Origin of the sequence: Aeromicrobium sp. REDSEA-S32_B7 (assembly GCF_001626145.1) — a bacterium.
Lineage (GTDB): Bacteria > Actinomycetota > Actinomycetes > Propionibacteriales > Nocardioidaceae > Aeromicrobium > Aeromicrobium erythreum.
The window spans coordinates 1-6,224 of record NZ_LUNF01000047.1; the positions used below are offsets into that span (position 1 = coordinate 1).

6 protein-coding genes are annotated in these 6,224 nt (G+C 70.9%); all 6 read right to left on the minus strand.

Features of this window, described 5'->3' with window-relative positions; all coding sequences use genetic code 11:
• Nucleotides 1-278: 278 nt before the first annotated feature.
• Nucleotides 279-1,436: a trans-acting enoyl reductase family protein gene (locus tag A6Q79_RS03305; protein ID WP_067859026.1), complete on the minus strand. Its 1,158-nt coding sequence runs from the start codon at nucleotides 1,434-1,436 to the stop codon at nucleotides 279-281.
• 97 nt (nucleotides 1,437-1,533) lie between these two features.
• Nucleotides 1,534-2,808 (minus strand): ATP-dependent Clp protease ATP-binding subunit ClpX, encoded by a 1,275-nt coding sequence (clpX, locus tag A6Q79_RS03310; protein ID WP_067859029.1) that lies wholly within the window; start codon nucleotides 2,806-2,808, stop codon nucleotides 1,534-1,536.
• Nucleotides 2,809-2,941: 133 nt separating this feature from the next.
• Entirely contained in the window at nucleotides 2,942-3,544 is a 603-nt protein-coding gene (locus tag A6Q79_RS03315; protein WP_067859031.1) for an ATP-dependent Clp protease proteolytic subunit, read from the minus strand.
• Entirely contained in the window at nucleotides 3,541-4,122 is a 582-nt protein-coding gene (locus A6Q79_RS03320) for an ATP-dependent Clp protease proteolytic subunit (RefSeq protein WP_067861717.1), read from the minus strand. Before A6Q79_RS03320 ends, A6Q79_RS03315 begins: the two co-directional genes overlap by 4 nt.
• A gap of 153 nt (nucleotides 4,123-4,275) precedes the next feature.
• Nucleotides 4,276-5,049, minus strand: coding sequence for an SDR family oxidoreductase (locus tag A6Q79_RS03325; protein WP_289016935.1), 774 nt, complete (start codon nucleotides 5,047-5,049; stop codon nucleotides 4,276-4,278).
• Nucleotides 5,049-6,224 (minus strand): phytanoyl-CoA dioxygenase family protein (locus A6Q79_RS03330; RefSeq protein WP_317696271.1); only part of this gene is annotated, 1,176 nt, incomplete at its 5' end. The genes A6Q79_RS03325 and A6Q79_RS03330, both read right to left, overlap by 1 nt.

A 6,224-nucleotide genomic window follows, 5' to 3' on the forward strand; every position in this document is an offset into this window, starting at 1 on the left:
GCCGCAGGTCGCGTGACCGGTGAGCTGACGACGTCGGCCGACGACTCGACCACCGAGCTCGTCACCGACGCCACCCTCGCCCCCACCGAGTAGCCCCTTCCCCTCGCGCACGTTTACGTGGGGCCCCACGCAAGCACGCACTTCTGGCGCATGTTTGCGTGGGGGCGAGCCGGTTTACGTGGGGCCCCACGTGAACGTGCACCTACGGCGCATGTTTGCGTGGGGGCGAGCTCGTTTGCGTGGGGCCCCACGCAAACGAGCAGAGTCCGCGCGCTCGGTCAGGCGGTCTCGAGGGTCTCGAAGCGGATGCCGGCGGCCTGGAGGCGCTCGATGAGCGGGCGGCCCATGGCGACGGCGGTGGTGGTCTGGCCGGCGACCTTCGGCACGTCGTCGAACGCGAGGCACAGCGCCGACTCGCTGAGCATCTTCGCCGTCTCGTCGTAGCCCGGGTCGCCGCCGCTCACCTGCGTGACGACCCGCTTGCCGCCGCCCTCACCGACCAGGCGGAGCGAGAACCACGACGACGCGCGCTTCTCCGGGCTGGGGCCGTCGCCCTGCGCGCGCAGCTTCAGCAGGGCCTTGCGGGTCGGAGCGAGCTGCGAGCCCGCGAGCAGGACGCCCGCCCCGACCACGGTGCCGGCGAGGACGGGGAGCTTCGTGAACTGGGCGAAGTGGGAGTACGTGAACTGCGGGCCGTAGCGCTCGAGGGCGCGCGCCGAGCGCAGCACGACCTGCGGGTCGATGGTCGGGAGCGGGAGCGCCCAGCCCTTACCGCCGGCGCCTCGCCCGATCGAGCCGCCGCCGCGGACCGAGCGGCCCTGCGGACGCTGCTCGCGCTGCTTGCGCTCCTTGGCCGTGGCGGCCGACTGGCGCAGCCGCGAGAACGCGCCGATGGCCGAGTGGTACGTGCCGCCCGACGCCGTCCCCCCGGCGCGGATGTAGCCCTTCACGTCGATCGGGACGCCCTCCGGCAGCTGCTCGACGGTGTACAGCACGCCGAGGTCGTAGGGGATCGAGTCGAAGCCGCACGCGTGCACGAGCGTCGCGCCGGTGCGCAGCGCGGTCTCCTGGTGCTCCAACCAGGTGCGATCCACGAACTCGGGCTCGCCGGTCAGGTCGACGTAGGCGATGCCGGCCTCCGCGGCCGCCCTGACGGCCGGGTCGCCGTGCTGGACGTACGGACCGACGGTCGAGATGAGCACGCGCGTGCCCTCGGCCATCGCCCGCATCGAGGCGGCGTCGGACACGTCGGCCAGCACGATCTCGGGCGCCGTGCCGCCGGCGGCCTCGACCTCGTCGACCACGTTCTGCAGCTTGGCGGCGCTGCGCCCGGCGACGGCCCACGTCCCGCCCTCGGGCAGGTGGGTGCCGAGGTAGACGGCGGTGAGCGTGCCGGTGAACCCGGTGGCCCCGAACAGGGTGATGTCGACGGTCATGTCGCGACCCTAGCGCGCACCCGTCGAGCACCCGCAGGACGGCGGACGCCCTCCCCCGGCAGCAGCCGGAGGAGGGCGTCGACGAGACCTGGTCCGCTCAGGAGGCCTTCTTGGCCACCTCGTCGCGGGTGAGGACGGTCGGGCCCTCCTCGCCGCGGACGGTCGCGCCGGTGACGACGACCTTGGCGACGTCGTCGCGCGAGGGGATGTCGTACATGACGGGCTGCAGCACGTGCTCGATGATCGAGCGCAGACCGCGGGCGCCGGTGTCGCGGGCGAGCGCGAGGTCGGCCATGGCCTCGCAGGCGTCGTCGGTGAACTCCAGCTCGACGTCGTCGAGCTCGAAGAGCCGCACGAACTGCTTGGTGAGCGCGTTGCGCGGCTCGGTGAGGATGGAGACCAGCGCCGGCTTGTCGAGCTTGTCGACCGCGGCGATGACCGGCAGACGGCCGATGAACTCGGGGATGAGGCCGAACTTCAGCAGGTCCTCCGGCAGCACCTGGGAGAACAGCTTCTCCGGGGCCGTCTCGGGCTTCTTCTCCGCGACGCCGCCGGTGTTGAACCCCAGGCCGACCTTGCCGCTGCGCTGCTCGATGATCTCCTCGAGCCCCGCGAACGCGCCACCGACGATGAACAGCACGTTGGTGGTGTCGATCTGGATGAACTCCTGGTGCGGGTGCTTGCGCCCACCCTGGGGCGGCACCGACGCGGTCGTGCCCTCGAGGATCTTCAGCAGCGCCTGCTGCACGCCCTCGCCCGACACGTCGCGGGTGATCGACGGGTTCTCGGCCTTGCGCGAGATCTTGTCGACCTCGTCGATGTAGATGATGCCCGTCTCGGCCTTCTTGACGTCGTAGTCGGCGGCCTGGATGAGCTTGAGGAGGATGTTCTCGACGTCCTCACCGACGTAGCCGGCCTCGGTGAGGGCGGTGGCGTCGGCGATGGCGAACGGGACGTTCAGCATGCGCGCGAGGGTCTGGGCGAGGTAGGTCTTGCCGCAGCCCGTGGGGCCGACCATGAGGATGTTGGACTTCGCCAGCTCGACACCGTCGTCCTTGGCGCGTCCGGTGGTGGCCTGGGCCTGCACGCGCTTGTAGTGGTTGTAGACGGCCACCGCGAGGTTCTTCTTCGCGTTGTCCTGGCCCACCACGTAGCCGTTGAGGAACTCGAAGATCTCGTGCGGCTTGGGCAGCTCGCCGAGGCTCAGCTCGGCACCCTCGGCCAGCTCCTCCTCGATGATCTCGTTGCAGAGGTCGATGCACTCGTCGCAGATGTACACGCCGGGGCCGGCGATGAGCTTCTTGACCTGCTTCTGGCTCTTGCCGCAGAACGAGCACTTCAAGAGGTCGGCGGTCTCACCGATGCGTGCCACGGGCGCGCTCCCTTCCGTCGGACGAACACTCACGACGCGGACGTCGTGTCGCCAGCCTCACACTACCGGCCGGCTCGGACCACCACCTGCGAACCGGCGACGCCACGCGCGTGTCGTGGCGTCGCCGGGTCGGTCAGACGGCGGGGGTCTTCAGCGAGTCGAAGACCTGGTCGATGATCCCGTACTCCTTGGCCTGCTCGGCCGTCAGGATCTTGTCGCGCTCGACGTCCTTGCTGACGTCCTCGGGCGTCTTGCCGGTCGCGTCGGCGATCATCTGCTCCATCAGCGAGCGCATGCGCAGGATCTCGTTGGCCTGGATCTCCAGGTCGGAGATCTGGCCGCCGGTGCCCTCGGTGTACGGCTGGTGGATGAGGATGCGGCTGTTCGGCAGCGCGTAGCGCTTGCCGGGCGTGCCGGCGGCCAGCAGGACCGCGGCGGCGGAGGCCGCCTGGCCCAGGCAGACGGTCTGCACGTCGGACTTGAGGTAGCGCATCGTGTCGTAGATGGCCGTCATCGCGGTGAACGAGCCACCCGGGCTGTTGATGTACAGCTGGATGTCGCGGTCGGCGTCCATCTGCTGCAGGCAGAGCAGCTGCGCCATGACCGCGTTGGCCACGTCGTCGCTGATCGGCGTGCCGACGAAGATGATGCGGTCCTCGAACAGCTTCGCGTAGGGGTCGATGCGCCGGAACCCGTAGGACGTGCGCTCTTCCCACTGGGGGATGTAGTAGCTCATCGTGCAACCTCTCCGGCGCTCTTGATGACCTGGTCGATGAAGCCGTAGTCCTTCGCCTGGTCGGGCGTGAACCAGCGGTCGCGGTCGGCGTCGGCCTCGATCTGCTCGATCGACTGGCCGGTGTGCAGCGACTGGAGCTCGTTGAGCTGCTTCTTGAGCAGGATGGACTGCTGCGCCTGGATCTTGATGTCCGACGCGGAGCCGCCGATGCCGCCCGAGGGCTGGTGCATCATGATGCGCGCGTGCGGCAGCGCGTAGCGCTTGCCCGGCGCGCCGGCGGCCAGCAGGAACTGCCCCATCGACGCGGCGAGGCCCATGGCCACGGTGGCGACGTCGTTGGAGATGAACTGCATGGTGTCGTAGATGGCCATGCCGGAGTCGACCGAGCCGCCGGGGCTGTTGATGTACAGGAAGATGTCGGCGTTCGGGTCCTCCGCGTTGAGCAGGAGCATCTGTGCGCAGATCGCGTTGGAGTTGGAGTCGCGCACCTCCGACCCGAGGAAGATGATCCGCTCGCGCAGCAGGCGCTGGTAGATGTGGCCGTCGAGGTCGGAGGGCCCGACGTCGGTGCCGGCCATCATGCGCAGGCCCGACGCGTCCGGACCCGGACCGTGCTGGGTGCTGACGTCTGGTGTGTTCACGTTCTCGACCCTAGAGGGCGAAGGGGCGCGAGACACGCGCGAACACGCCCTGTTCGCTGACAGCGTGACACGCCTCGCGCCCCGACCCGGTCAGTCCGACGTGCCCACGACGGTCTGGTCCCAGTCCATGACCGAGCCCGTGACGACCCCGCTCGCGTCGCTCAGCAGCAGCACGACGATGCCCGCCGCGTCCTCGGGCGTCGCGAGCCGCCCGGCAGGCAGGCGCTTGGCTGCTTGCTCCCGCCAGTCGTCGCCGGCGTCGTGGAAGCGACGCTGGATGACGTCCTCGCCGTCGGAGTCGGTCCAGCCGATGTTCACGCCGTTCACGCGCACGCGGTCGAACCGGTGGGCGTAGGCGGCGTTCTTCGTCAGCCCGGCGAGCCCCGCCTTGGTGGCCGAGTACGGCGCGAGGTGGGGCTGCCCACCGTGTGCGCTCATGGTGAGCACGTTGACGACCGAGCCCGGCTCACCACGGCGGACCATGTCGCCGATCGCGGCCTGCATCAGGAAGAACGGGCCGCGCAGGTTCACCGCGACGTGCTGCTCGAACATCTCCGGCGTCGTGTCGAGCACGCTGCCGCGCTCGGTGAACCCGGCGGCGTTGACCAGTCCGTCGACCCGCCCGTGGGCGGTCACGGTGGCCTCGACGGCGGCGCGGCACGCCTCGACGTCGGCCACGTCGCAGCGCACGAACCGGGCGTCACCGAGGGCGGACAGGTCGGCGGCCGCCGCTTCGCCGACGTGGGCGCGTCGTCCGGTGACGACCACCCGGGCGCCCTCGCGGAGCGCGGCCTGGGCGATGGCGAGACCGACGCCCTGGGTGCCTCCGGAGACCAGGACGACGCGGTCGTCGAGGCTGCCCATCAGACGGCTCCGTCCGTGCGACGCCGCGCGGCGTAGGCGCCGAGCGCCTGGCCCACCTGGTCGACGTCGCGGCCCGCGGCGAGCGCCTGCTCGACGATCTCCGCCTGCGACAGCGGGGTCATGCCGTCGACCGGCTGGTCGAGGTCGAGGTTGGTCGGGAACGGGTAGCCCTCCGCGACCGACGCGACCACGCGACGCAGGGCGGCGTCGGACCAGCCGGCCGCCCGGCGCTCCAGCAGCGTCGGGTAGACCGCCGTCGTGGCACGGGCCCGGTCGACGGCCTCCATGGCACGCCCGAACGCCGACGAGACCTGCAGCAGGTTCGCGACGCGCTGCACGTCGGCCGAGACGTTGCTGCCCGCCCCGTGCAGCAGGGCCGGGTTGAAGAACACGGCGTCGCCCTTCTCCAGCGGCAGCTGCACGTGGTGGTCGGCGAAGTAGTCGCGCACGTCGTCGCGACGGTAGGCGAGGTAGCCGGGTCCGTACTTCTGCGAGTGCGGCAGGTACAGCGTCGGGCCGCTCTCGACGGGCATGTCGACGTGCGCGACCGCGCCCTGGAGCGTGAGGACGGGCGAGAGCAGGTGCACGTGCGCCGGGTACCGCGCCGCGACCTCGTCGGACAGGAAGCCGAGGTGGTAGTCGCGGTGCGGGTCCTGCGCCACCCCGCCGGGCCGGACGACGTTGACCTGCGACGTCACCTGGTAGGCGGGGCCGAGCCAGGCGGTCGAGACGAGGGCCAGGACGTCGTTGGCGTAGTAGTCGACGAAGGTGGCGGGGTCGGTGACGGCCAGCTTCTCCAGCGCGTTCCAGATGCGGTCGTTGGCGCCGGGCTTGGCGAAGTGGTCGCCCGCGGCTCCCCCGGCGGCCTTCTCCTGGGCGATGACCTCCTCGAAGGCGGCCGTGGCGCGGTCGACGACGTCGTGGTCGTCCCAGGCGCCCTTGAGCACGACGATCCCCGGTCCGTCGGTGAGGGCGTGGACGAGCTCGGCGCGCACGGCGTCCTCGCCCTCGGGCGACGCGACGGCAGCGCGCAGCGTCGCCGAGGCGTAGACGACGACACCCTGCTCGACGCCGGCCGCGTGCGGGTAGTCGTCGGCGCGGGTGGGCTCGGACACGACCTCGACCAGGTCGGCGAGGCGCACGTCGTCGGGGGTGAACCGCGCACGGCGCGCGGC